Genomic DNA, 23,194 nt, shown 5'->3' with positions numbered 1-23,194 from the left:
AGCAGCACCGTCGAGGACATGAGAACGACGACGCAGGGCCATCCGATACGCCAGGGGTTCGGCGCGATGAGGCTCCACACCGCGGACGGTCCCGGCCGGGACCCTTCCCGGGTGATCGGCACCGCACTCGACCTGGGCGTGACCATGATCGACACGGCCGATGCCTACCAGAACGAAGAGCTCGTCGGACGTGTAATTCGCGACCGACGGGGCGAGGTTCAGCTCGCCAGCAAGTTCGGGCTCGTCTGGGGCGACGAGTTCGCGGCCGGCTTCCAGGTCAGAGCCGATCCCGCCTACGTCCGCCACGCCTGCGAAGCCAGTCTCCGCAGGCTCGGAGTCGACGTCATCGATCTGTACTACCTGCACCATCGCAGCGACGACGTCCCGATCGAGGAGACCGTCGGCGCGATGGCTGCCCTGGTGGACGAGGGCAAGGTGCGCAGCCTCGGCCTGTCCAACGTGACCGTCGGTGATCTTCGCCGGGCCAGTGCCGTCTACCGCATTGCGGCACTGCAGCAGGAGTGGTCGCTCGTGCGTCGTGCGGTGGAGGAGGAGCTGGTGCCCACAGCGGCCGCGCTCGGTACCACGATCGTCGCGCACTCGCCGTTCGGTCACGGAGTGCTTCATGGCAGCGACGACGGCGCGCACGCGGACCTGCGCGCAGCCCTGGCCGACATCGCCCGGGCGCACGGCGTCAACGGCGGACAGGTGGCGCTGGCCTGGGTCCACCACAGGGAGCAGGTCCACGACGTCCCTGTGCTGGCGCTGCCTGGCTCGACCCGCGCGCGCCACGTCCGGGAGAACGTCGCGGCGGCCGACCTCACGCTGTCCGACGACGAGCTACGCCACCTCGACGCGCTCACCGACACCCGGAACAGGACGGAGACACGATGACGACCTTCACCGATGCCGAGATCGCCTACCTGAGGAGGAGCGCCCTCGACGGGCCACTAGGACGCCTCGCCACGGTGGGCCCGCACGGACGCCCCCATGTGGCGCCGCTCGGCGTGATGTACGACCCGGCGACCGAATCGATTCTCATCGGCGGCCACACCGGATCGAATATGGCGGGCAGCAAGAAGTTTCGGGACGCGCAGCGACATCCCGACGTCGCTCTGGTGGTTGACGACCTCGCGTCGACCGAACCCTGGCTGCCGCGCGGCATCGAGATCCGTGGGCACGCGGATACCTTCACCGACGGTGGTGAGGAGACGGGTGGCCGCCTCGAAGCGCCCTTCCCGTGGGACCCGGCATGGATCCGCATCAGGCCGCGACGGATTCTGGCGTGGGGGATCGATACGGGCTCGTTCGAGCTGGTCGCGCGCGACGTGGACGGGGCGTAGGTGGGCGTGGCGTCGACGGAAGCGTCACGCGCCCGCGCCGTCAGCGGTCTCGTTCAGCAGCGCCATGCCCGGCCCGGGGTACTCGACCCCGAACTCGCTGCGAGTGAAGCGCACGAGCTCTCGGAGGAAGGCGGTCCCGGCGGGGGAGAGACTACGCGTGCGCGCCCAGTGGGCGGCGATCTGCCGGGAGGCGCCCGGATGGTTGAGGGGGCGGTGCACCACCGCCGGGTGGTGCAACATCCGTGCCGGCAGCGCACCGATGAGTCCGAGACCGAGCCCCACCTCGACGAACGAGGAGACCGTGGTCGGCTGGGTGACGGCCATGCTGTGGTCCCGATCGATGCCGACGCGCTCCAGCACCTGCCGGAACTCGCCACCGACGCGGGCGTCGAGTCCTGCCTCGCCGGTGGTGAGGATGGCGTGACCCGCCAGCTGCTCCAGATCGACCGACTCCTGGCGGGCAAGGTCGTGGTCGGCGGGCAGGACCACGACGAACGGGTCGTCGAGGAGCACCTGGTGCTCGAACACCGGCCGCGGACGTACCTGGATGAGGGGACGGAGAGCGACCTCGACGGTGCGGTGGGTGAGTGCCTCGTCCAGCCAGGAGTTGGGCCCCTCGTGGACCTCGAAGCTCACACGCGGATGCCGGCGGCTGAGCTCGGTGAGCAGCGGTGCCAAGATCTGCGAGCTCACGCTGGGCACGCTGCCGATGGCGACCGTCCCGCTGATGTCCCCGCGGCGCGCCTCGACGGCCGCGACGGCGGCGGTCCACTCGTCCGTCATCCCACGGGCGTGGGGGAGGAACGCCTCACCCGCCGCCGTGAGGGTAGGGGGATGGACGTCTCGGTTGAGCAGCGTCTCGCCGAGGTGTCTCTCCAGGTCGGCGACGTGCGCGCTGATCCTGGACTGCGAACGATGCAGGGCGCTCGCGGCGGCCGAGAAACCGCCGAGCTCGAGCACGGCGATGAACGAGCGACACCAGCTCAGCTCCATGAGCTCACCGGACCGTTCCCGCGCTAGTCGGCACGGCGCTCTCCGCGACCCGGTGGAGCGGGCGCGAGAACCGCGCCGTCGAGGATGGGATCGGCAGTGCGTCGGAGGTGACCTTCCAGGCGCCGGGACATAGCGGCGCGCAGCTCCTGGTGCTGAGGATCTTTTGCGACGTTCTCCAGCTCCCACGGGTCATCTCGCAGAAGGTACAGCTCCTCGGCCGGCTTGGGTCCGGCGTCGCCGTCGTCCATGCCGCGCCGCGTCGCGCTCTCCTCGAGGTCAAGGGCGAACGGCAGCTGTGGCCCGGGGACGAAGTTTCGGATGTACTTCACGTCGTTGGTGCGCAGCGCGCGGATCGGGTCATACCGGTCGTGGTAGGTCTTCTCCAGCACGAGCTCGCGCGGCTCCGGCACGGGCGGGGAGTCCTGCAGCAGCGGGACGAAGCTGCGGCCCTCGAGCCCGGCCGGCGAGGTGCCGCCGGCGAGCTGGACGAGGCTCGGCGCGAGGTCGAGGTGGCTCACCATGCCGGTGTGCCGTGCGGGTCTCGTGCTCCACGTCCGTGGCGGACGCACGAGGAGCGCGACCTGGACGCCCGAGTCGTACAGCGTGCTCTTCGCCCTCGGGAAGGCCGCACCGTGGTCGGTCGTGAAGATCACCAGGGTGTTGTCCGCGAACGGCGAGCTGTCCACGGAGCGCAGAATGCTGCCGACGGCCTCGTCCATCTGCCGGATGGCGCCGTGGAACTCGCTGATGTCCTGTCTGGTGTGGGCGTTGTCCGGGAGGTACGGAGGGACGTCGACGGTGGCCGGGTCGGTGGGCCGGTAGTCCGTGGTCGGCCATGGACGGTGGGCCTCCCACATGCCGACGGTGAGGAAGAACGGTTCGGTGCCGTCCGCGCCGTCGAGCCAGCGGTCGACGCGCTTAGCCACCTCGAGCGCCCGCGACAGGAAGCCCATCCCGTGCACCGCGTCGTAACCGAGGGTGCGGGCGTCGAGGTCCTCGTGTTGGAGGCCCACCAGCGCCGAGTGGTAGCCGTAGGCGTGCATCATCTCGGGCAGCGTCTCGACGCCTCGTCGGTAGTGCCATCCGTCGTGGGCGAGACCCATGAGCCCGTTCTGGTGCGGTCGGAGACCGGTGAAGATCGAGGACCTGGCCGGTGTGCACAGCGGTGACGTCGCGAACGCGGAGTCGAAGACGACGCTCTCCGCGGCGAGGCGCTCCAAGTTAGGGCTCGGGACCGACGGCATCCCATAGCAGGACAACCATGTGCCGAGATCGTGGCAGTGGATGAGGACGATGTTCGGTCGGATGGGCACGAGCATGACGCTAGGACGCAGGAACCTATCTGTCGAACGCGTAATGCGGAACGCCGCTATCTGTCAGACGGATAGTGGCTGCGCCGTGGAAGCGGCACGGGCGCCGCCCGTCATCGATAGTGTCTGGTCATGAGTGCGCTGACTCCGGGCGCCCGTACCGACCCGGACGGAGCCTTCGCGGCCATTCACGAACCGCCGGCGGCGCCGTCGGGCCGTGTCGCACTCGTGGTGCGTCTCCTCCTCGCCGTCGGGCTCGTCGTCGGCATGGCGCAGTCACTCATGGAGCCGGTCGAACGCCCCCTGCACGAGCTCTACGACGGGTTGCGACGCGGCGCCGTCGAGACCGTCACGATCATGCGTCCAGAGTCGGGCAGTCAGGGGTACGGGACCTACCCCGTGGAGTGGACGGGTGACGGACTCCCCGGGCGGGCGACTTATGAGTTCTCCAACACCGACCGGCGGCCGGAGGTCGACGAGGGACAGCGAATCCTCGAGGCCGCCGAGCAGTCGCCCACTACCGTCGACGTGACGATCCGCGACGACTTCCTCGACACCGGGATCAGCTGGCACGGCGCCGCCCTGGCCGGCTTCGTAGCACTCCTGCTGCTGATCGGTGGGCCGCAGCCCCGTCTGGCCACGAAGTGGGCCTGGTTCTGGCTCGCCTGGCAGGCGCCGCTGCTGTGGCTGGCGTTCGTGGTCCTGGAGCCCGTGCCGCTCTGGCGCCGTCGGCCGCTGAGTGCATCGCGCCGGCTCACCGGCGGCTGGGCCTTCCTGCTGAGCATCACCGCCGTGCCGTTCGTCGGCTCGGTGCTGATGTCCACGATCCAGTGGATTCTCTGATGGTGTCCGAGGGGGGACTTGAACCCCCACGCCCTAATACGGGCACTAGCACCTCAAGCTAGCGCGTCTGCCATTTCCGCCACCCGGACCGGTGGTGCTGCACCCGGTCGAAACTGCTCGAACCGGTCTGCGCAACGCGAAGAAACATAGCACGCGGAGAGGGCGTCGCTCGACCTCCGGGACGGTCCGTCGGGTGGTTTCGTGAGGGAATCCACACCAGGCGTGCCGAGCGTCCCGCGGCGGCCCCCGCACGACTACGGTCGGGGTCCATGGAGCCCTACGAGCTGCGCTCGGGCGACGGCAGCCTGCTGCTGTCCGCGCCGACCGCCGACGACGTCGACCGCATCACCGAGATCTGCGCCGAGCCCGACATCCAGCACTGGACGACCGTGCCGAGCCCGTACACCCGTGAGGACGCGGCGGGCTTCGTCTCCACGATGGTGCCGCGGGGATGGGAGAACGGCTCGCCGACGTGGGCGATCCGGCCGGTGGACGACGGCGGTACGCGCCTCGTCGGCATGGTCGGGCTCGCTGACGCCCAGTACGGCAAGGCGGAGCTGGGGTACTGGCTGGCACCTCAGGCTCGCGGGGCCGGCGTCATGCACCGCGCGGTCGGTCTCGCCCTCGACGAGGCGTTCGGCCGGCTCGGCCTCGAGCTCGTCCAGTGGCGCGCCGACGAGGGGAACTGGGACTCGTGGCGGGTCGTGTGGCGGCACGGCTTCCGCAAGGAGGGCTCCGTGCGCGGCCTCAACCTGTCTCGGGGGGAGTGGAAGGACGCCTGGATCGGCACGCTGCGCAAGGACGACCCGCGCGAGCCGGCCGCACCCTGGGACGGGCCGACGGCGGATGCCTCGCCGTCGGCGGAAGTGCCCTCACCGCGCGACCCCGAGGCCCTCGTCCGGCAGTTCCACGACACGTACGCGCTGCCGGTCGTCTCCGGCGCGCCGGACGTCGACCGCGACCGCATCCACATGCGCATGGCGCTCGTGTCCGAGGAGCTCGCCGAGCTCGTCGAGGCCGTCTACGGCCAGCAGGCCGGGGCGGAGATGTCCGCGGCCTTCACCCGTGCCGTCGCGGCCGACGACGGTACGCGCGACACCCTCGAGGCCGCCGACGCGCTCGGCGACCTGGTGTACGTCGTCTACGGCATGGCGCTCGAGTGCGGCATCCCGCTGGACGACGTCCTCGCAGAGATCCAGGCGTCGAACCTGTCCAAGCTCGGCGAGGACGGGAAGCCCATCTACCGAGAGGACGGCAAGGTCCTCAAGGGGCCGGGTTACTTCCCGCCGGACATCACCCGGGTGCTCGCCGCGCACGGGTACCGCCCGCGGGCCTGAGGGTCCACGGCTGCGTCGGTCGGACTGCGAGTCAGACCAGGAAGCAGAACACCGTCACCGCGAGGCAGATCAGCAGCATGCCGGTCGCGTTGACGAAGAGATTTCGGCCGAAGTCGCGTGCCCGGACGTGGAAGCTGATGGCCACCACGAAGTAGGCGACCAGCGCCACGCTCGTCACGAACGCCAGGTACGGCACCCAGACTCCCAGCACGAGGCCCACCGTGGCGGCCAGCTTCACCAACGGCGCCAGCCGCCAGTACCTCCTCGGGAACCCCACGTCGTTGAAGCACCGCGCGACGAATGTCACCGGTCCGACGGACAGCAGACCGTCGACCAGCTGGATGAGCGCGAGCACGATGACCGGCCACACCGGGTCCGGGAACTCCATGGCACCAGGATGCTCCCGAGCCGCGCCGGTGTCACTCCCGTCCGATTCGGCCGACGTCGCAGGTCACGTGCACAATGGCGGCCATGCCAGACGCCCCGGCCACCGCGGCCGCACCCCGTCTCGATCCGACGAACCCGTTCGCACAGCCTTCGGCCCTGCCGTACGGCTTGCCGGACTTCGCGGCCGTCCAGACCGAGCATTTCCGTCCCGCCATCGCCGCCGGCCTGGACGCCCAGCGCGCCGAGTGGGAGGCCGTCGCCACGGACCCCGCACTGCCCGACGTCGAGAACACGCTCGAGGCGCTCGAGCGGTCCGGGGACCTCCTGCACCGCGTGCTGGTCGTCTTCCACACGCTCGCGTCCTCGGTGGGCGGTGACGAGATCGACGAGATCGAGACGGACATCGCTCCGCAGCTCGCTGCCCACAGCGACGCCTTCTGGCTCGACCGGAACCTCTTCGCCCGCATCGAGTCCCTCACCAACGCGGCGCCGCTCCTCGACCTCGACGCCGAGACCGGCTGGCTGCTCCAGGAGTACCGGAAGAACTTCGTGCGCGCCGGCGTCCAGCTCGGCGACGCGGACACCGAGCGCCTGAAGGAGCTCAACTCCCGCCTCGTCACGCTCGAGACCGAGTTCAGCCAGCGAGTCGTCAAGGCCATGGAGGCGGGCGCCGTCGCGGTCACCGACCCCGCCCGCCTGGCCGGCCTCGACGACGGCACTCTGGCCGCCCTGGCACGCAGCGCCAAGGACCGGGACTCCCACGCGGGGCACCTGATCACCCTCGGTCTGCCCACCCAGCAGCCGCTGCTCGCGCAGCTCGACGACGCAGGCCTGCGCGCCGAGCTGCTCGCGGCCTCCCAGGACCGCGGCGCCGGCGTCGACGACGCCTCGGACACCCGTGCCACCCTGCTGGAGATCGCTCGGTTGCGTGCCGAGCGCGCCCGGCTGCTCGGGTACGAGCACCATGGCGCCTACGTGGCGGAGAACGCCACGGCCGCCACCTCGACGGCGGTGAACGAGCGCCTCGCCCGCCTGGCCGGTCCCGCCGCCCGCAACGCCGAGAAGGAGGCGGACGAGCTGCAGGAGATGCTCGACGCCGACCCCTCAGTGGCCGACGGCACGGCCCTGCAGGCCGCCGACTGGACCAACTACGCCGAGAAGGTCCGTCGGGATCGCTACGGCGTCGACGACGCCGTCCTGCGTCCATACCTCGACCTCGACCGTGTCCTCGCGGACGGCGTCTTCTTCGCCGCCAACCAGCTCTACGGCCTGACCTTCCACGAGCGCGCGGATCTGGCCGGCTACACCCCTGGCGTGCGCATCTGGGAGGTCAGGGAGGAGGACGGCACGGGCCTCGGGTTGTTCGTCGGTGACTACTACGCCCGCTCCGGCAAGCGCGGCGGCGCGTGGATGCACCACCTGTGCAACCAGTCGCACCTGCTCGGCCGCCATCCCGTCGTCGTCAACAACCTCAACCTGACCGCGCCCCCGGAGGGTGAGCCGACCCTGCTCACCTGGGACGAGGTGCGCACCTGCTTCCACGAGTTCGGTCACGCCCTGCACGGCCTGTTCTCCGACGTCCGGTACCCGACGCTGTCGGGCACGTCGGTGCCGCGGGACTTCGTCGAGTACCCCTCCCAGGTCAACGAGATGTGGATGGCCAACCCGGCCGTCGTCGAGCGGTTCGCCCGCCACCACGTCACCGGTGAGCCGATGCCGGCGGAGCTGCTGGCCAAGGTCCTCGCCGTCGCCGAGTACGGCGAGGGGTTCGCCACCACCGAGTACCTCGGGGCGGCGCTGCTCGACCAGGCGTGGCACCAGCTCACGCCCGAGGAGGTCCCGACCGATCCGGAGGAGGTCACCGCGTTCGAGCGCACGGCCCTGGCGAACGCGGGAGTCGGCCTGGAGCTCGTCCCGCCGCGGTACCGGTCCACGTACTTCAACCACACCTTCGGTGGCGGGTACGACGCCGGCTACTACTCCTACATCTGGTCCGAGGTCCTCGACGCCGACACTTCTGTGTGGTTCGCCGAGGCCCAGATCGCGGGCGACGGCGGCCTCAACCGCCTGGCGGGCCAGAAGTTCCGCGACAAGCTGCTCTCGCGCGGCAACGCTCAGGACCCGCTGCAATCCTTCCGCGACCTGACCGGCCGCGACCCGCGCATCGAGCCGCTGCTCGCCCGGCGGGGCCTGCAGGACTGACCAGCCGTTCCGAGCCGCAGACGGCGTGATCGGCACGGGCCGGCGGGTCGGTAGCCTGCGCCTATGACCAGCCCCGCCAGCCAGCTCCTGCGCCCCGAGGACGAGGTCGTGCGCATCTGCCGCGACCTCATCCGCATCGACTCCTCGAACTACGGCGACGGGTCCGGTCCGGGGGAGCGGGAGGCCGCCGAGTACGTCATGGAGCAGCTCACCGAGGTCGGGTGGGAGCCCGAGCTCGTCGAGTCGGCGCCGCGCCGCTCCAGCGTCGTGCTGCGCATCCCGGGGACGGACCCCTCCCGGTCCGCACTGGTGCTGCACGGCCACCTCGACGTCGTGCCGGCGGCGGCCGAGGACTGGTCGGTGGATCCCTTCGGGGCCGAGGAGCACGACGGCCTCATCTGGGGCCGGGGCGCCGTCGACATGAAGGACATGGACGCCATGATCCTGGCGCTGGTCCGCGACATGGGCCGCACCGGGTGGCAGCCGCCGCGCGACCTGATCATCGCCCTGATGGCCGACGAGGAGGCCGGCGGCCCGATGGGCGCTCGGTGGCTCGTCGACAATCGGCCTGACCTCTTCGAGGGCGCCAGCGAGGCGCTGAGCGAGGTCGGGGGCTTCTCCGTGGAGATCGACGGCCGCCGCGCCTACCTCCTCCAGACGGCGGAGAAGGGCCTCGCGTGGCTGCGCCTGATCGCCGACGGCACCGCCGGGCACGGGTCCCAGGTCAACACGGACAACGCCGTGACCAACCTCGCCGGCGCGGTGCACCGGATCGGGCAGCACACCTTCCCGCTGCACCTGACCAAGACCGTCCAGCAGCTGCTCGACGGCGTGGCCGAGCTGACCGGCACGACCTACGACCCGGCCGACCCACAGAGCATCGCGCCGCTGGTCGAGGCGCTCGGACCGGTGCAGAAGTTCGTCGGTGCGACGCTGCGCACGGGGGCCAACCCCAGTCAGCTCGACGCCGGTTACAAGGCGAACGTCATCCCGGGCCAGGCGAGCGCCACCGTCGACGTGCGCCCGATCCCGGGGGACGAGAAGGCGGTCATGGAGACCCTCGCCGAGCTCGCCGGGCCGGACGTGCGGATCGAGCACATCCACCGCGACACCGGCCTCGAGGTGCCGTTCTCGGGCAACCTGGTCGACGCCATGGTGGCGGCCATCGACGCCGAGGACCCGGGTGCCCGCGTCCTGCCCTACATGCTCTCCGGCGGCACCGACAACAAGTCGATGTCCCGGCTGGGGATCGCCGGCTACGGGTTCGCCCCACTGCGGCTGCCGGCCGACCTCGACTTCGCGGGCATGTTCCACGGCGTCGACGAACGGGTCCCCGTCGACGCGCTGAAGTTCGGCTGCCGCGTTCTGGAGCGGCTGGTCCGGACCTGCTGAACGAGCAGGCCCGGACCACCGGCGTCAGAGGGTGCTCTGCACCGTCATGGCTTTGCGACGCAACCACACCTTGCGCGTACCGCCGACGTAGAGCCGCGTACGGGCAAGCTCCCATCGGCCGTACTCGGCCTCGTCCGTGAGCAACCTGCGGACATCACCCCTGGTGACGTTCGTCGGCAGCGTGACCGTGCGGTACTCGTAGTAGGCGTCGGAAGCGTTGCGACGGCGCTTCCTGACGGCGGTGCTGTGGTTCTGACCCGGCATCCTCTTATGCTCCCTCCGCTCACCGACATGTCCCAAATCACACCTGTCGCCGCAGGTCAGAAGTCGGCTGTGCCACCTGGGCGAGAACGCTACGCTCGTCCCATGGCAAACGATCCGCGGGCTGCGCTCGACCGACTCATCGCTGCGTTCGAAGCACACTACGACGCGGTCGCCGCTGCTCGTGACAGCGACGCACCGGCAGTCGAGTCCGCCGCGAACACCCTGATGGACGCGTTCGACACCTACGACGACGCGTTGTTCACCGGGTACGGGGTCGACACGCCGTTCGACATCTACACCGACGACGATGAAGATGACGACGAGGACGACGACGAGCTCGAGTACGACGAGGAGAAGGGCTGACCGGGAGGCGGTTCAGGGCCGCTCCGGATAGCCCAGCCCCGGCGCGGTGACCTCGTCCAGGACGTCACGGATGGCCTCCGGCAGCTCCAGGTCGTCGGCCGCCAGCACGCCGCGCAGCTGGCCGGCGTTGCGGGCACCCGTGATCGCGCAGGCGACGCCCGGGGCGTCCCGGGCCCAAGCCATGGCCACCTCGAGCGGCGTCCTGCCGAGGCCGTTGGCGGCCGTCATGACGGCCTCCACGACGCCGTGGGACCGGTCGGTGAGGTAGGGCTCGACGAACCCGCGCAGGTGCGGTGAGGCCGCCCGTGAGCTCGCCGGCACGGTGGCGCGGTACTTGCCCGTCAGGACCCCGCGACCCAACGGGGACCAGGCGAGCACCCCGAAACCCAGCGACCGAGCCGCCGGCACCATCTCGCGCTCGACCCCGCGCTGGAGTAGCGAGTACTCCATCTCCACGGCGGCCATCCCAGGGCCGGCCGTGGCCAGCAGCGTGGCCGCCTGCGCCGTCTTCCAGGCCGGGAAGTTCGACAGGCCGACGTAACGGGTGCGGCCGCTGCGCACGGCATCCTCCAGGGCGCCGACCGTCTCCTCGAGCGGCGTGGCCGGGTCCGGGTGCTCCACCAGCCACAGGTCGAGGTGGTCGGTGCCGAGCCGGTCGAGCGAGTCGTCGAGGTCGTCCAGCAGGGTTCTGCGGGACGCGTCGGCCACCCCGCCACGCATGCCCGCCTTGGAGGCGAGCACGACGTCGCGGCGATCGACGCCGGAGCCCAGGAGGTGACCGAGCAGCGCCTCGGCGGCACCGTTGCCGTAGCCGGCGGCCGTGTCCACGAGGGTCCCGCCGACGTCGAGGAGAGCCTTGAGCTGCTCCGCGGCGTCGTGCTCCTCCGTGTCCCGGCCCCAGGTCATCGTGCCCAGGCCGATGCTCGAGACCCGAAGACCCGTTCGGCCGACCCTGCGCTGCTGCATGTGGTCACCGTAGTCGCGACGCCGTGCCTGCCCGGCCAGCACGGCCTCCACCGCCGGTCGTACGCCGGCCCGCGACGGTGCGACCACGGGCTGACGGCGCACGGTTCCCGGTGGCCTATCGTTTCCCCTCGTGACCTGGTGGGAAGCGATCGTCCTCGGCCTCGTGCAAGGCCTCACCGAGTTCCTGCCGATCTCCTCGAGCGCGCACCTGAGGATCGTCGGCGAGCTGCTGCCCAGCGGCGCCGACCCCGGTGCGGCGTTCACGGCCGTCAGCCAGATCGGCACCGAGACCGCCGTGGTGCTCTACTTCCGCAAGGACATCGGCCGCATCGTCTCGCGGTGGTTCGGCGCCCTCCCCGTCGGGCCCTGGAAGAACACCGTCCCGAGCAGCGATCCCGACGCGCGGATGGGCTGGTTCATCATCGTCGGGTCGATCCCGATCGCGGTGCTCGGGCTGACGTTCGAGGACGCGATCGACCACTCGCTGCGCAACCTGTACATCACGGCGGCGGCGCTCGCCGTCTTCGGGCTCCTGCTCGGATGGGCAGACATGACGTCCCGCCGCACCCTGACCCTGGACCGCCTGACCTGGCGTGACGCCCTCATCTTCGGGTTCGCGCAGGCCATGGCGCTCATCCCCGGCGTCTCACGCTCGGGTGGCACGATCACCGCCGGCCTGCTGATGGGCTACACCCGGGAGGCCTCGGCCCGGTACGCCTTCCTCCTCGCCATCCCGGCCGTCATGGCGTCCGGCTTCTACAAGCTCTTCGCCGACGTGCTGGTCGGCGAGCCGGCCGAGGGCAGGGACGGTGTTCCCGGTGCCTACATCGCGCTCGCCACGGCCGTCGCTTTCGTCGTCGGGTACGCCGCGGTCGCGTGGTTCCTCCGGTATGTCTCCCACCACAGCTACGCGCCGTTCGTCCTCTATCGGATCGTCCTCGCGGTCGTTGTCGTCGCTCTGGTCGTCGCTGGCACCATCGACGCCGAACCGGCCGCGACGGTGCCGGCCGGACCCTGACCGAACCTTGACCGACCCGATGACCCGACTCGCGGGGCGCCGTCTTGCGGACGCGGTTCGACGGTTAGAGTCGGCACGTGCACTCCTGGTCCGCTCCCGCCATCCCGACGCTTCCCGGCAAGGGCTCGATCGTGAACCTGCACGACACCGCGGCCGCCGCTCTTGCCCCGACCCGAGGCGTGGGCGACCGGGCGAACCTTTACGTCTGCGGCATCACTCCGTACGACGCCACGCATCTCGGCCATGCCAGCACCTACCTCGCGTACGACCTGCTGGTCCGCGCCTGGAGGGACGCCGGCCGACGCGTGACGTACGTGCAGAACGTCACCGACGTCGACGACCCGCTGCTCGAGCGTGCGACCGAGTCGGGCGTGAGCTGGCGCCAGCTCGCCGAGGACCAGACCGACCTGTTCCGGTCGGACATGGCGGCGCTGCGCGTGCTGCCGCCCGACAGCTATGTCGGCGTCGTCGAGGCGGTCGACGTGGTGGTGGCCGCCGTCGAGCACATGCTCGAGGAGGGCACCGCCTACCGGGTGTCGATCCCCGACGGGGCCGGCGGACGCGCACCGGAGCTCGGCGACGTCTACGCCGATCTGAGCATCGACCCGCTCTTCGGTACCGGCGCACGGCTCGAGCAGGACGAGATGATGCGGGTCTTCGCGGAGAACGGCGGTGACCCCGAACGCCCCGGCAAGCGGCAGGCCCTCGACCCGCTGCTGTGGCGACGGACCCGTCCCGGCGAGCCCGAGTGGGACGGCGGCGTCCTCGGGACCGGCCGACCCGGCTGGCACATCGAGTGCGCCTGTCTCGCCCACGCGTACCTCGGGGCTCACGTGGAGGTCCAGGGCGGCGGTCGGGATCTGGTCTTCCCGCACCACGAGATGAGCGAGTCCCACCTGCGGATGCTCGGCGGCGACACGATGCCCGTGATGCTGCACAGCCACGCGGGACTCGTCGGCTACGACGGTGAGAAGATGAGCAAGTCCCGTGGAAACCTCGTCCTGGTCTCGCGCCTCGTCGCGGGCGGCGCGGAGCCGATGGCCGTGCGATTGGTGGTGCTCGGGCACCACTACCGCTCCGACTGGGAGTACCGCGACGAGGACCTGGCCGCCGCCGAGGTTCGCCTGGACCGGTGGCGCCGGGCGTGCGAGACCGGGAGCGGGCCCGACGCCGAGCCGGTCCTCGCCGAGGTGCGGGCCGCGCTGGCGGACGACCTCGACGCGCCCCGTGCCGTCGCGGCGGTGGACGCGTGGGTGGAGCGGGCGCTCGACGGCGCCGGCGACCAGGTCGACGGCGCACCGGACCTCGTCCGGCGCACCGTCGACGCGCTCCTCGGGGTGAGCCTGCTCAGGCCTTCTTGACGGTGATCGTCCAGCTGGCGTCCCCGCGCCGGTCGAACGCGGTCACGGGGTAGCCGTTCTCGGCGGCCCAGCGCGGGAGCGTCTCGGTCGCCTGGGTGCAGTCGAAGTCGATGACGAGCTCGTCGCCCACGTCGAGGCCGGCGATGGCGTCCTTGGCCTCGACGAGGGGGAAGGGGCATACCTGCCCGTCGGTCTGCAGCACGGTCTTGGTGGCCATGGGTCTGGTCCTTTCGCTGGTGGTGGTCAGGCGGCGGCGGTGACGGTCAGGCGGCTGCGCCGACGGGCGTCGTCGACCGGCCGGCGGTGAGCGGCCGGCGCAGCACGAACGCCCTGGTCCCGAGCCCGACGCCGAGAACCATGCAGCCGAACGCCAACCAGCCCTGGTAGCTGAACTGGGCCGTGTCGACCATGGCGGCCCCGATCGTGCAGCCGCCCGCCAGGGCAGCTCCGACGCCCATGCCGGTTCCGCCGATGACGGAGCGGACCACGGTCGTGCCGTCCGGGACGCGGAGGCGGAACTCGCCGGAGCCCTTGGCGGCGACGAACGAGCCCACGAGCAGGCCCAGGACCAGGAAGACGCCCCAGTCGACGACCTCGGGGTCGCCCGTGACGAGGTAGGTGACGATGTCGGCGGACGGCGTGGTGATCCCCAGGCCGGACTCGCGGCCCGTCGCCGTCGACAGCGGCCAGGCGACGATCGCGATAAGCCCCACCAGCACGGCCGCCGAGAAGGCGCCCCACGGCTTCTCGAAGAGCACACGCGCGGCTCCCGTCCGCCGCGAGGGGAGCGTCGCCAGCGGCAGCCGCGGTGTGGCGAGGTGGCGGCGGACCAGGTACAGCACGACGGCGCCGAGCGCGGCGACCATGACCCACGAGCTGACGCCGAGGGACGCGTGGATCGTCGTGACCGGGACGGTGAACGACGTGGCCCAGGTGGTGAAGCCGGCGAGGACGCCGTACTTCATCGCGGCGGCCGAGATGCCGTAGAGAGCGAGCGCGATCCAGGAACCGATCAGGCCCTCGCCCGAGCGGTAGTAGGTACCGGTGGCGCAGCCGCCGGCGAGCACGATCGCGACGCCGAAGATCAGGCCTCCAGCGACGACGGCCGGCAGCGCGAGCGCGTCGCTGGGCGGTGAGATGACGCCGGCGCCCTGGAGGGCGGCGACGCCGACGGACTGGATGGCGATGACGATGAGGAACGCGGTGAGCCACCGCGTCGAGCGGGACACGAACACGTCCCGGAACGCGCCGGTGACGCAGAACCGGGAGCGTTGCATGACGAAGCCGAGCACGGCGCCGAGGAGAAGCCCGGTGAGGAGCATGGCTGAGGTCCTGTCTGTGGGTGGCGGGCGCGGGCGCGCCGAAGTACTGATCCGCCGGTGCGGCGGGACGACGGCGCTCCGGTGCGCCGTCGGCAGGTCGGAAGAGTGCGGGAGCCGGAGCGGATCAGCCGCGACAGACGGCGGAGCTGGTGCGCTTGAGGTCGACGTGACGGCGACAGGTCAGCATCGGCGACACGACGTGGTGGATCGAGCTGCGCACTGTCCCTCCCTTCCGCCGGGCGACGCCTGCCGTCGACCGGACGCGCCACACGCTAGGGGCGGGAGCCCGCCGTCGACCGCGGCGCCGGGACGCGTCTCGCGTTGTGGACGAGCGAGGGAGCGGTGCTCACATCCCGGTCGGTCCGGAGGGCGGGGGAGGTCCGCCCTTGTCGCCCTTGTCACCCCGGGTGTCCCGACGGCGCAGGTACCTCTCGAACTCCTGCGCGATGGCCTCGCCGGAGGCCTCGGGCAGCTCGGCGGTGTCCTTGACCTCCTCGAGCTGCTGGATGTACTCGGCGACGTCCGGGTCCTGCCCCGCCAGCTCGTCCACACCGGCCTGCCAGGCCCGCGCGTCCTCCGGGAGCTCACCGACGGGCAGGGGTTCGCCGACCAGCTCCTCGAGGCGCAGCAGCAGCGCCAGCGTCGCCTTGGGCGACGGCGGCTGCGAGACGTAGTGCGGCACGGCCGCCCAGACACCGAGGGTGTGCATGTCGTGCTCGCCGGCCAGGTGGGTCAGGACGCCGACGATGCCGGAGGGGCCCTCGTACTCCGAGCCCTCCACGCCGAGCAGCGCCTGGACCTGCGGGTCGTTGGACGAGGTCTGGACCGGGATCGGGCGCGAGTGCGGGACGTCGGCCAGCAGGGCGCCGACGCCGACGACCGTGCCGACTCCGAGACCGCGCGCGACCTCGAGGATCTCGTCGCAGTAGTCCCGCCACCGGAACGACGGCTCGACGCCCTGGACGAGTACGACCCGGCGTCCGGAGATCGGCGTCGTGGCGACCGAGATCGTGGTGGAGGGCCAGGTGAGCGACCGACTGCCGTCCGGGCTGATGCTCACGTTCGGCCGGTTGACCTGGAAGTCGTGGTAGTCCTGCGGGTCGAGCTCGTGGACGTCCTCGGCGTCCCAGGCGTCGGCGATGATCTCCACCGACTGCGACGCGGCCCCACCGGCGTCGTTCCAGCCCTCGAAGGCGGCCAGCAGGATGGCGGGCGGCAGCTCCGGATGTGCGTCGTCGTCCCGGCGGGGCTCGTCGGTCGGCTCCGGGGACTGGCTCGGGTCCGCACTCGTCATGGGCCCCACAGTAAGGGCCGATAGGGTCGCGACGTGAACGCAAGAGCACGGCCTGAGGCCGTCCTGTGGGACATGGACGGGACCTTGGTGAACTCCGAGCCCTACTGGATGGCCGCGGAGACCGCGCTGGCCGAGCGCCACGGCGCCGTGTGGACGCACGAGCAGGGCCTCGAGCTCGTCGGCAACGACCTCCTCACCAACGCCCGGATCTTTCAGCGACACACCGGCGTCGGCGGCAGGCCGGAAGACGTCGTCGAGGCGCTGCAGGCGAGCGTGCTGGACCAGCTGCGCGTCAGCGGGGCTCCGTGGCGGCCGGGTGCGCTCGAGCTGCTCTCGCTGCTGCGGTCCGCAGCGATCCCGTGCGCCCTGGTGACGATGTCCTACGCGGCCTTCGCGCACGCGGTGGTCGAGTGGGCGCCGGACGGTAGCTTCGCGGCCGTGGTCGCCGGCGACGAGGTGGCCAACGGCAAGCCGGACCCGGAGCCATATCTCGTCGCGGCGGACAAGCTCGGCGTGGACGTGGCCCGGTGCGTCGCCATCGAGGATTCCGTGCCGGGTGTGACCTCGGCGCTCGCCGCGGGCGCACGGACCCTCGCGGTCCCGATGTTCGTCGACGTCCCGGCCATGCCCGGACTGAGCCGGGTGCGGTCGCTGGAGGACGTGGACCTCGACGCGATCGAACGGGTCCTCGCCGGCGAGGACCTGGAGAAGCTGACTGGCGCGGAGATGAGCTGAACGATGGGAAAAGTCCACCCCGAGATCACGCCCGGGCTGCGCGATTTCATCGCGGCGCAGCACATGTTCTTCGTCGCCACCGCACCGTTGTCCGGTGACGGCCACGTGAACCTCTCCCCGAAGGGCGTCGCCGGGACGTCCGTCGTCGTGGACGAGCGCACCTTCGCCTACCTCGACCTGACCGCCAGCGGCGCGGAGACGATCGCGCACCTGCGCGAGAACGGCCGCATCACCGTGATGTTCTGCGCCTTCGACGGCCAGCCGAACATCCTGCGGCTCTACGGCCGCGGCCGCGTGGTGCGGCCCGGCGACGCCGGGTACCGCGACTGGGCCGGCCACTTCGAGACGGCGGACTCACCCGCTGCCCGCGCCGTGATCGTCATCGACGTGGAGCGGGTCAGCGACTCGTGCGGGTTCGGGGTGCCGCTGCTCGACTACCGCGGCGAGCGGGACCTGCTCGTCGGCCACATGGAGCGCAAGGGACCCGACGGCGTGCGGGACTACCAGGAGCGGCGCAACCGCACCTCGATCGACGGGCTGCCGGCTCTCCAGGACTGAGGCGCCCTCGGGCCCCTCAGACGGCCTGGACCGTCAGGAGGTGCGCGACGCCGTCGGCGGGCAGCTCCGGCGGCTCGCCGCCGAACGTGGGGCAGTACCGCTGGAACGAGCACCACGCGCACAGCCGCGAGGGCCGTGGCGCGAACTTCTCCGCACGGGCGACCCCGGCCATCCGCTGCCACAGGCCCTCCAAATCTCGCTCGAACGCGACGAGCTCCTCCTCGACCGGATCGTGCGTGAGGGTCCGGCCGTTGCCGAGGTAGACCAGCTGGAGGCGCGCCGGGACCGTCCCGTGCAGCCGCCACAGCATGAGGGCGTAGAACCGCATCTGGAACAGCGCGTCGTCCTGGTAGCTGGGATGCGGTGACTTGCCGGTCTTGTAGTCGACGACCCGCACGGCGCCGTTCGGTGCGACGTCCATCCGGTCGACGAAGCCGCGGAGCAGGATGCCGGAGCTGAGCTCGGTCTCCACTCTCGCCTCGCGCTCGGCGGGCTCGAGCCGGCTGGGGTTCTCCATCCGGAAGTACTGGGTCAGCAGCCCACGAGCCTCGGCCAGCCACGCCGTGAGCTCCTCCGGGCCGGTGAACATCTCGGCCACGTCCGGGCGCTCCTCCTGCAGCGTCTCCCACTGCGGGTCCAGGAGACCGTGCGCGGCATCCTCCGTACGTCCCGCCGCGGGCAGGTCGAAGAGGCGCTCCAGCACGTTGTGCACCAGCGAGCCCTTGACGGCCGCCTGGCTGGGCGGCTCGGGGAGCCGGTCGATGGCGCGGAACCGGAACAGCAGCGGACACTGCAGGAAGTCTTTGGCGCGCGACGGCGAGATCGCAGCCCGGCGGCGCTCCTCGGGAGCGTCTTGCAGGCTGCTGTCCACCACCGTGTCCGTCATAGCCCCCACCGTAGGTCGCGGGGCTGACACGGCGGGGGAGGCACGGCGGAGCTGGGGATCTCTCGGCGGAACGTCATATGTGTGGAGGCAGTGGCCGCCCGCTTAGGCTGCACGGGTGAGCAGCACCAGTTCCGTCCGCATCGGCACACGCGTGACCTCGGGCTGGGTGGTCGGGCACGTGGGTCGGATCCCCGTGGTGCTGGCGCCCTCCTGGTTGCTGATCGCGGCCATCCTCGTCTTCCTGTACTACCCGCTGGTCGGCGACCTCGTCCCGAGCGCCACCACCGGCACGGTCGTCGCCACGACGCTGGCCTTCGTCGTCATGCTGCTGGTCTCGGTCCTCCTGCACGAGCTGGCGCACGGATTCACGGCACAACGCTTCGGCGGCCGCCCCCGCGAGTACGTGCTCACCTTCTGGGGCGGGCACACCGCCTTCGAGCGAGAGCTGTCCCGGCCCGGCGGATCGGCGCTCGTCGCGGCGGCTGGTCCCGCCGCCAACGCGGTCCTCGCCGTCGCAGCCTGGCTTGCCCTGCAGAGCCTCGACATCACCGGCCCGGCCGCCCTGCTGCTCTACGGAGCGCTGATCTCCAACGGCATCGTCGCGGCCTTCAACCTGCTCCCCGGTCTCCCGCTCGACGGCGGACACATCCTCGAGGCCCTGGTGTGGGCGATCACGGGCGACCGCACGCGCGGGACCATCGTCGCGGCATGGATCGGGCGCGTCGTCGTGGTGGCGATCGCCGTCGTCCTCATCGTCGTCCCGCTCGTCCGGGGCGGACGGCCCGACCTCGGCAGCATCTGGATCGTCCTCGTCGCGGTGTTCCTCTGGATGGGGGCCGGCGAGGCTCTCCGGGGGGCCCGCGCCCGTCAGCAGGCGGACTCGGTGGACCTTCGCGCGCTCGCCGCACCGGCCGTCACGCTCGACACCGGAGCCTCCCTGGCGGACGCCGAGCTCGCCGGGCGCCCGGGCGCCTACGTCGTCCTCGTCAGCGGGGGCCGTCCGGTCGCCCTGCTCGACCCCGCCGTGGCAGGGCAGGTCCCGCACGCCGCCCGCTCATCGACCCCGGTGAGCGCCGCCGCCCGTGCCCTGGCGCCGCCGCAGATCGTCACCGCCGTCAGCGGGCGGCCGGCGATCGCCGCGGTGGCCGACGCCCAGCACCACGGACCGGTGGTCGTCCTCGTGGACGGCGGCGGCGTGCGCGGCGTCGTCGAGGTGGCGGCCGTGGCGCGCGCCATGCGTGGCGCACGGCCGTAGACTCGCCCGTCGTGACCAGCGACGACCCGCCCGATAGCACCGACACCACCGACCCCCGGACCCTCCCGAGCATGCCCGACGACGACGTCCTGGGCGGTCCCGCCCGCCGTCGCGGCCCCTTCCGGGCGGGCGAACGCGTGCAGCTGACGGACGTCAAGGGCCGGATGCACACGGTCCTGCTCAGCCACGACGGGTACTTCCAGAGCCATCGGGGCTCCTTCCGGCACACCGAGCTCATCGGGCGGCCCGACGGGAGCGTCATCGACACCCCGACGGGCCACCAGCTGCTCGCCCTGCGGCCGCTGCTGAGCGACTACGTCCTGTCCATGCCGCGCGGTGCCGCCGTCATCTACCCGAAGGACGCGGCGCAGATCGTCCAGATGGGCGACATCTTCCCCGGGGCGCGTGTCGTCGAGGCCGGCGTCGGCTCCGGTGCCCTGTCCATGAGCCTGCTCTCCGCCCTCGGTGAGCACGGCCACCTGATCTCGGTGGAACGCCGCGAGGAGTTCGCGGACATCGCCATCGGCAACGTGGAGTCCTGGTTCGGCGGCCAGCACCCCGCCTGGGAGGTCCGCACCGGCGACCTCGCCGACGTCCTGCCCGACGCCGTCGACCCCGCCTCGGTGGACCGGGTCGTCCTCGACATGCTCGCCCCGTGGGAGAACCTGGACGCCGCCGCCGAGGCCCTCGTGCCCGGGGGCGTCCTGCTGGCGTACGTGACGACCACCACGCAGCTCAGCCGGTTCGCCGAGGACGTGCGTACGAGCGAGAACTTCACCGAGCCCCGGGCGTGGGAGTCGATGGTGCGCGGCTGGCACCTCGAGGGGCTGGCCGTGCGGCCCGACCACCGGATGATCGGCCACACCGGGTTCCTCGTCACCGCGCGCCGGCTCGCGCCCGGCACGACGCCGCCGCGCCGCAAGCATCGGCCGGCCAAGGGCGCCTATCCGGCCGACGCCGAGTGGACTCCCGAGGAGGTCGGGGAGCGGGCCGTCTCCGACAAGAAGATCCGTCGCGTACGGCGTGACGTCCGGCGCCGCGCCGTGGTCGAGCAGACGGGCGTGGCCAGCGCCCCGGGTCCCGGACCGGGCGCGCAGGAATCGCCGGACTGAGCCCTCGCTGGGACGGTGGCCGCGGCCGCGCTCACCGGCCGTCCTGCTCGGGGGGTTTCTCTTGCGTGCGCCGCTCGCGCCTGCCCCGGGCCAGCTCGGTGCCCAGCGCCTCGAGCGGGCCGACCCAGAGGTGGCGGAAATCGTCGATCCACGCGTCCACCTCACGCAGCGGCGCGGGGTCCACGGCGTACAGGCGCCGGGTCCCCTCGGCGCGCACCGTCGCGAAGCCGGACTCGCGGAGCACCCGGAGGTGCTGCGAGACGGCCGGCTGGGAGATCCCGAACTCGCCCTGCACCGCCGTGACGATCTCGCCCGCCGTGCGCTCGCCGTCGGAGAGCAGCTCCAGGACGCGGCGGCGCACCGGGTCGCCCAGGACGTCGAACGCGTGCACGGCTCCATTGTCGCCCAGCACGAATATTAGTCAACACTGATCGACCGCCCTCGTACGGCGGACGGCGCCTCGTACGGCGGACAGCGCGGCGCCACCTCGTCGGCCGGTCCTACCCTGGTGAGGACACCGGGAGGAAGGACCGCCATGGCAGAGGCCGACGGCGACAACGCACGCGAACGCGAGCTCGAGCAGCGGGCGATCTCGCTCGCCAGCAAGAACGACCGGCTCGCCCAGGCGCTCGACGCCGCCCGGCAACGCCTCATCGAGATGCAGGAACAGCTCGACGCGGTCACCAAGCCGCCGGGCTCCTACGGCACGTTCCTCGCCTCCTACCCCGATGAGCGCGAGGCCGACGTGGTCGTCGGCGGGCGCAAGATGCGGCTCTCCGTCTCCGCCGCCGTGCCCCTCGGCGCCCTGCGCCCCGGGCAGGAGGTCCGCCTCAACGAGCAGCTCCTGGTGATCGCCGCCGGCGCCTTCGAGACCACCGGCGAGATCGTCACGGCCAAGGAGCTGCTCGACGGCGACCGCGTGCTCGTCCACGCGCGCACCGACGACGAGCGAGTGATGCGGCTCGCCGGCCCGCTGCTGACCTCGGGGGTCCGCGTGGGTGACGCCCTGACCGCCGACATGCGCACCGGGTTCGTCCTGGAACGAGTGGTGCGCTCGGAGGTCGAGGAGCTGCTGCTGGAAGAGGTCCCGGACACGGACTACGCCGACATCGGCGGTCTCGGTCCGCAGATCGAGCAGATCCGCGACACCGTCGAGCTGCCGTTCCTGCACCCCGAGCTCTACCGCGAGCACGGGCTGAAGCCGCCGAAGGGAGTCCTGCTGTACGGGCCGCCCGGCTGCGGCAAGACCCTCGTGGCCAAGGCCGTCGCCACCTCGCTGGCGGTCACCGCCCAGAGCCGGCGCCAGTCCGCCGAGCCCACGGAGGCCACCGGTCATGCGCCCGCGGCCCGCAGCTACTTCCTCAACATCAAGGGGCCCGAGCTGCTCAACAAGTACGTCGGCGAGACCGAGCGGCAGGTCCGGGTCATCTTCGCCCGCGCCCGGGAGAAGGCCGCCCGCGGCATCCCGGTCGTCATCTTCTTCGACGAGATGGAGGCTCTGTTCCGCACCCGGGGAACCGGTGTCTCCTCCGACGTCGAGACCACCGTGGTCCCGCAGCTGCTCAGCGAGATCGACGGCGTGGAGAAGCTCGAGAACGTCATCGTCATCGGTGCCTCGAACCGCGAGGACATGATCGACCCGGCGATCCTGCGCCCCGGTCGCCTCGACGTGAAGATCAAGATCGAGCGGCCCGACGCCGAGGGAGCCCGGGAGATCTTCGAGAAGTACCTCACCGCCGACCTGCCGCTGCACGCCGACGAGCTGGCCCGCCACGACGGTGACCCGGCGCGCACCGTCTCGGCGTTGATCGACACCGTCGTGGAGGCGCTGTACGCCACCGGCCCGGAGACCGAGTTCCTGGAGGTCACCTACGCGAACGGGGACAAGGAGGTCATGCACATGCGCGACTTCGCCTCCGGCGCCATGATCGCCAACATCGTGGACCGGGCGAAGAAGCGTGCCATCAAGGACCTGCTCGCGGACGGTGGCCGCGGGCTGCGCACCGAGCACCTCCTCGGCGCGCTCGGGGCCGAGATGCGAGAGAACGAGGACCTGCCGAACACCACCAACCCGGACGACTGGGCACGCGTGTCCGGCAAGAAGGGCGAGCGCATCACCTACCTGCGCACCCTGGGAGGCCGCGGCGCGGGGCCCTCGACGAGCGCCGGACACGTCGCCATCGGGGAGTCGGGCCCCGACAGCGTGGAGACCATCACGCCCGTGCCCGGATACCTCTAGGGCGAAGAGGACGT

At 71.4% G+C, this 23,194-nt stretch carries 25 protein-coding genes and 1 tRNA gene; 14 read left to right on the top strand and 12 right to left on the bottom strand.

Translation table 11 applies throughout. The features are described from left to right. The first annotated feature begins 18 nt into the window (after positions 1-18). On the top strand, positions 19-894 hold the full coding sequence (locus ABD907_RS08505; RefSeq protein ID WP_345215815.1) for an aldo/keto reductase: 876 nt from the start codon (positions 19-21) through the stop codon (positions 892-894). Then, on the top strand, positions 891-1,343 hold the full coding sequence (locus ABD907_RS08500; RefSeq protein ID WP_345215814.1) for a PPOX class F420-dependent oxidoreductase: 453 nt from the start codon (positions 891-893) through the stop codon (positions 1,341-1,343). Before ABD907_RS08505 ends, ABD907_RS08500 begins: the two co-directional genes overlap by 4 nt. 24 nt (positions 1,344-1,367) lie before the next feature. On the opposite strand, the gene ABD907_RS08495 is transcribed toward ABD907_RS08500, so the two are convergent. Both ABD907_RS08495 and ABD907_RS08490 read right to left on the bottom strand, forming a co-directional pair. Continuing rightward, complete coding sequence (locus ABD907_RS08495; protein ID WP_345215813.1) at positions 1,368-2,336, bottom strand: LysR family transcriptional regulator; 969 nt, start codon at positions 2,334-2,336, stop codon at positions 1,368-1,370. 23 nt (positions 2,337-2,359) lie between these two features. Beyond that, a complete protein-coding gene (locus ABD907_RS08490) occupies positions 2,360-3,649 on the bottom strand; it encodes a sulfatase family protein (RefSeq protein WP_345215812.1) in 1,290 nt (429 codons plus the stop codon). Between the two features lie 129 nt (positions 3,650-3,778). Between ABD907_RS08490 and ABD907_RS08485 the strand changes: the two genes are divergently transcribed. Further along, positions 3,779-4,489 carry a hypothetical protein gene (locus ABD907_RS08485; protein ID WP_345215811.1) on the top strand — a complete coding sequence of 237 codons (711 nt, stop codon included), beginning with the start codon at positions 3,779-3,781 and terminating at the stop codon, positions 4,487-4,489. Here ABD907_RS08485 and ABD907_RS08480 read toward each other — a convergent pair. Then, a tRNA-Leu gene (locus tag ABD907_RS08480) sits at positions 4,490-4,578 on the bottom strand. It lies immediately after the preceding gene. Between the two features lie 180 nt (positions 4,579-4,758). Here ABD907_RS08480 and ABD907_RS08475 point away from each other — a divergent pair. Continuing rightward, a complete protein-coding gene (locus tag ABD907_RS08475) occupies positions 4,759-5,826 on the top strand; it encodes a GNAT family N-acetyltransferase (protein WP_345215810.1) in 1,068 nt (355 codons plus the stop codon). A gap of 31 nt (positions 5,827-5,857) precedes the next feature. On the opposite strand, the gene ABD907_RS08470 is transcribed toward ABD907_RS08475, so the two are convergent. After that, positions 5,858-6,214, bottom strand: coding sequence for a DoxX family protein (locus ABD907_RS08470; RefSeq protein ID WP_345215809.1), 357 nt, complete (start codon positions 6,212-6,214; stop codon positions 5,858-5,860). Positions 6,215-6,297: 83 nt separating this feature from the next. On the opposite strand from ABD907_RS08470, the gene ABD907_RS08465 reads away from it, so the two are divergent. Together ABD907_RS08465 and ABD907_RS08460 are read left to right on the top strand one after the other, a co-directional pair. Next, positions 6,298-8,415, top strand: a complete 2,118-nt coding sequence (locus ABD907_RS08465) for a M3 family metallopeptidase (RefSeq protein ID WP_345215808.1) — start codon at positions 6,298-6,300, stop codon at positions 8,413-8,415. Between the two features lie 63 nt (positions 8,416-8,478). Next, positions 8,479-9,807, top strand: coding sequence for a M20/M25/M40 family metallo-hydrolase (locus tag ABD907_RS08460; protein WP_345215807.1), 1,329 nt, complete (start codon positions 8,479-8,481; stop codon positions 9,805-9,807). 24 nt (positions 9,808-9,831) lie between these two features. Here ABD907_RS08460 and ABD907_RS08455 read toward each other — a convergent pair whose 3' ends face one another. Next, complete coding sequence (locus ABD907_RS08455) at positions 9,832-10,071, bottom strand: DUF5703 family protein (RefSeq protein WP_345215806.1); 240 nt, start codon at positions 10,069-10,071, stop codon at positions 9,832-9,834. Positions 10,072-10,173: 102 nt separating this feature from the next. Between ABD907_RS08455 and ABD907_RS08450 the strand changes: the two genes are divergently transcribed. Continuing rightward, positions 10,174-10,434, top strand: a complete 261-nt coding sequence (locus tag ABD907_RS08450; RefSeq protein WP_345215805.1) for a DNA primase — start codon at positions 10,174-10,176, stop codon at positions 10,432-10,434. Positions 10,435-10,446: 12 nt separating this feature from the next. Here ABD907_RS08450 and ABD907_RS08445 read toward each other — a convergent pair whose 3' ends face one another. Beyond that, complete coding sequence (locus ABD907_RS08445; protein WP_345215804.1) at positions 10,447-11,400, bottom strand: aldo/keto reductase; 954 nt, start codon at positions 11,398-11,400, stop codon at positions 10,447-10,449. Between the two features lie 130 nt (positions 11,401-11,530). Between ABD907_RS08445 and ABD907_RS08440 the strand changes: the two genes are divergently transcribed. Beyond that, positions 11,531-12,418 (top strand): undecaprenyl-diphosphate phosphatase, encoded by an 888-nt coding sequence (locus tag ABD907_RS08440; protein WP_345215803.1) that lies wholly within the window; start codon positions 11,531-11,533, stop codon positions 12,416-12,418. A gap of 77 nt (positions 12,419-12,495) precedes the next feature. Beyond that, complete coding sequence (gene mshC, locus ABD907_RS08435) at positions 12,496-13,779, top strand: cysteine--1-D-myo-inosityl 2-amino-2-deoxy-alpha-D-glucopyranoside ligase (RefSeq protein ID WP_345215802.1); 1,284 nt, start codon at positions 12,496-12,498, stop codon at positions 13,777-13,779. On the opposite strand, the gene ABD907_RS08430 is transcribed toward mshC, so the two are convergent. From ABD907_RS08430 to ABD907_RS08420, 4 genes are all read right to left on the bottom strand, one after another. Next, positions 13,766-13,996: a sulfurtransferase TusA family protein gene (locus tag ABD907_RS08430; protein WP_345215801.1), complete on the bottom strand. Its 231-nt coding sequence runs from the start codon at positions 13,994-13,996 to the stop codon at positions 13,766-13,768. The genes mshC and ABD907_RS08430 overlap by 14 nt on opposite strands. A 46-nt stretch (positions 13,997-14,042) precedes the next feature. After that, positions 14,043-15,101 carry a YeeE/YedE family protein gene (locus ABD907_RS08425; protein WP_345215800.1) on the bottom strand — a complete coding sequence of 353 codons (1,059 nt, stop codon included), beginning with the start codon at positions 15,099-15,101 and terminating at the stop codon, positions 14,043-14,045. Between the two features lie 124 nt (positions 15,102-15,225). Continuing rightward, complete coding sequence (locus ABD907_RS21095) at positions 15,226-15,297, bottom strand: putative leader peptide (RefSeq protein WP_425555735.1); 72 nt, start codon at positions 15,295-15,297, stop codon at positions 15,226-15,228. A gap of 150 nt (positions 15,298-15,447) precedes the next feature. Beyond that, positions 15,448-16,395 carry a PAC2 family protein gene (locus ABD907_RS08420; RefSeq protein ID WP_345215799.1) on the bottom strand — a complete coding sequence of 316 codons (948 nt, stop codon included), beginning with the start codon at positions 16,393-16,395 and terminating at the stop codon, positions 15,448-15,450. Between the two features lie 33 nt (positions 16,396-16,428). Here ABD907_RS08420 and ABD907_RS08415 point away from each other — a divergent pair, with 33 nt between their 5' ends. Beyond that, a complete protein-coding gene (locus tag ABD907_RS08415) occupies positions 16,429-17,130 on the top strand; it encodes an HAD family hydrolase (protein WP_345215798.1) in 702 nt (233 codons plus the stop codon). Positions 17,131-17,133: 3 nt separating this feature from the next. Next, positions 17,134-17,688 (top strand): pyridoxamine 5'-phosphate oxidase family protein, encoded by a 555-nt coding sequence (locus ABD907_RS08410; protein ID WP_345215797.1) that lies wholly within the window; start codon positions 17,134-17,136, stop codon positions 17,686-17,688. 16 nt (positions 17,689-17,704) lie between these two features. On the opposite strand, the gene ABD907_RS08405 is transcribed toward ABD907_RS08410, so the two are convergent. Then, positions 17,705-18,574: a RecB family exonuclease gene (locus tag ABD907_RS08405; protein WP_345215796.1), complete on the bottom strand. Its 870-nt coding sequence runs from the start codon at positions 18,572-18,574 to the stop codon at positions 17,705-17,707. Between the two features lie 115 nt (positions 18,575-18,689). On the opposite strand from ABD907_RS08405, the gene ABD907_RS08400 reads away from it, so the two are divergent. Together ABD907_RS08400 and ABD907_RS08395 are read left to right on the top strand one after the other, a co-directional pair. Next, the gene (locus tag ABD907_RS08400) at positions 18,690-19,829 is read left to right on the top strand and encodes a site-2 protease family protein (protein WP_345215795.1); all 1,140 of its coding nucleotides are present in this window, start codon (positions 18,690-18,692) and stop codon (positions 19,827-19,829) included. A 71-nt stretch (positions 19,830-19,900) separates the two neighbouring features. Further along, positions 19,901-20,941 (top strand): tRNA (adenine-N1)-methyltransferase, encoded by a 1,041-nt coding sequence (locus tag ABD907_RS08395; RefSeq protein WP_345215910.1) that lies wholly within the window; start codon positions 19,901-19,903, stop codon positions 20,939-20,941. A gap of 31 nt (positions 20,942-20,972) precedes the next feature. Here ABD907_RS08395 and ABD907_RS08390 read toward each other — a convergent pair whose 3' ends face one another. Next, positions 20,973-21,332, bottom strand: a complete 360-nt coding sequence (locus ABD907_RS08390; protein WP_345215794.1) for an ArsR/SmtB family transcription factor — start codon at positions 21,330-21,332, stop codon at positions 20,973-20,975. A gap of 144 nt (positions 21,333-21,476) precedes the next feature. Here ABD907_RS08390 and arc point away from each other — a divergent pair, with 144 nt between their 5' ends. Then, positions 21,477-23,180 carry a proteasome ATPase gene (gene arc / locus ABD907_RS08385; RefSeq protein WP_345215793.1) on the top strand — a complete coding sequence of 568 codons (1,704 nt, stop codon included), beginning with the start codon at positions 21,477-21,479 and terminating at the stop codon, positions 23,178-23,180. Positions 23,181-23,194: the final 14 nt, after the last annotated feature.

It is taken from the genome of Georgenia halophila, from assembly GCF_039541595.1.
The sequence above is the reverse complement of the archived record's forward strand: the minus strand, read 5'-3'. Positions and strand labels throughout refer to the sequence as shown.